This window comes from Salinivibrio sp. MA427 (assembly GCF_001996115.1).
GTDB lineage: Bacteria > Pseudomonadota > Gammaproteobacteria > Enterobacterales > Vibrionaceae > Salinivibrio > Salinivibrio costicola.
The window spans coordinates 1-1574 of sequence record NZ_MUFH01000441.1 but is presented as its reverse complement, the minus strand read 5'-3'; the positions used below and the strand labels follow the sequence as shown (position 1 = coordinate 1574).

The 1574-nt window shown below is 55.2% G+C and carries 2 protein-coding genes; both read right to left on the bottom strand.

What is annotated here, in order from left to right:
- Positions 1-332 (bottom strand): transposase family protein (locus BZG79_RS15415; RefSeq protein ID WP_199878048.1); only part of this gene is annotated, 332 nt, incomplete at its 3' end.
- A gap of 699 nt (positions 333-1031) precedes the next feature.
- Positions 1032-1574 (bottom strand): efflux RND transporter permease subunit (locus BZG79_RS15405; RefSeq protein ID WP_199878046.1); only part of this gene is annotated, 543 nt, incomplete at its 5' end.

Genomic DNA, 1574 nt, shown 5'->3' with positions numbered 1-1574 from the left:
AAGGACTCCTTCTCGACGCGACTGTACAGCCGCCGAGTCATGCGATGGTCGTCCACCATGTCCGGGAGCGAAGGGCGGAATGTCGTGCCGCAAGCTCGACAAGAGTAACGTCGGCGGATCACCCAGGGGATGACCCGCTTTCCGTAGACCGGGAGGTCGCGGTAAGCGACATCACGCTTGCCGAACCTGACAAACTCATTCTCTGCGCCGCACCCTTCGCAAGCTATGGGGTCGGGAGCAACTATATGAAAGCGCAACCCGTCTTCCATTTCCATGGCATTTAGTACCTGGTACTCAGGGAGACGCAATACGTTGTCAGGCAAGTGTGACATTTCGGGGCAAACCTTCCTGTATCAGAATGGTGTATTCAGTAGTTAACGAACTTTCAATTAGCCAAGGCATGTCGGTCAGCTGTTCCAGCTCTAGAAAAAATCGAGTCGCGCAAAGACTGCATCTGTATGTGTTTCTTTGCATCCTGCTATTCATTCCAGCACTCTATTCATTCGCTGTAGAAATGGGCTCTGAACCCTTCCTTAAACTCCTGATGGCTGGCCAGACAGTGGTTCTGCACCCGCGAAAACGCTTCGATTACTGCTTGGTCATCCGCTTGACGCGCCTCGTCGCCCATATCCCTGGCGGCTTCATGCACCCACCTGTCATATCCCCGGAAGCGTCCGCCGCCGGTTCCGAAAAAGCGCAATATGCGTGTCTTTTCCAAGAACGGTGGCTCGACATGATCGGCAATTAGGGGTGCGATTTCAGTTCAGCTACCTTTTCCTAGTTTTCCCGAGATATGGCCCCAGCAACTTCGCGCATATTTTCATCAAGATCGCGCATAATGGAGCGGAGCACTAGTTCTTCACTGGTGCTTTCCTGTTCTCTCGCTGAGTGTTGATAGTCATTGTCTCCCGCTATTAGCCAAGTTGGCAGGACAGTCAGGGTAATGAGTAGGATGGTCCTAACACTACAGTTTTTTAACGTCATGTTTTTTCTCTCTTGATGAACAATCAATAAATGCTCTTCTGGGCCGCTTACTCTTTTGATGGCTTGGGCGCCTGAACCCAGCCCCACTCGTCAAACAGCACGTAGACTGCGGGGATCACCAGTAGCACCAGCACGGTGGCGCTAAGCAGTCCGAACACCACCGAAATCACCAGCGGCTTGCTGGCCGCCGCCTGGGTACTGGTTTCGGCCAGCAGCGGGAGCAAACCGGCGATGGTTGTAGTCGACGAGATCAGGATGGCACGCAGCCGGTCGCGGCTGGCCTGGCCGGCTGCCGCCACGGCATCCAGTCCGCTCTCGCGATGGGTCTTGATAAAGTGGATCAGCAGGATGGCATTGTTGACCACGATGCCGGCCAGGGAGGCCGCGCCGATCAGCGAGGGCGTAGAGAGGTAGTAACCCATGAGTACATGCCCCAAAATGGCGCCGATGAAGGCCAGCGGAATAGACAGCATGACGATCAGCGGTTCGATGTAACTGCGGAACTGGAAGGAGAGGATCACGAAGATTCCCACCAGCCCGATGAGTAGACCGCGGCCTATGGAGCTGCCGGTCTCAGCGGAGCGCGCCAC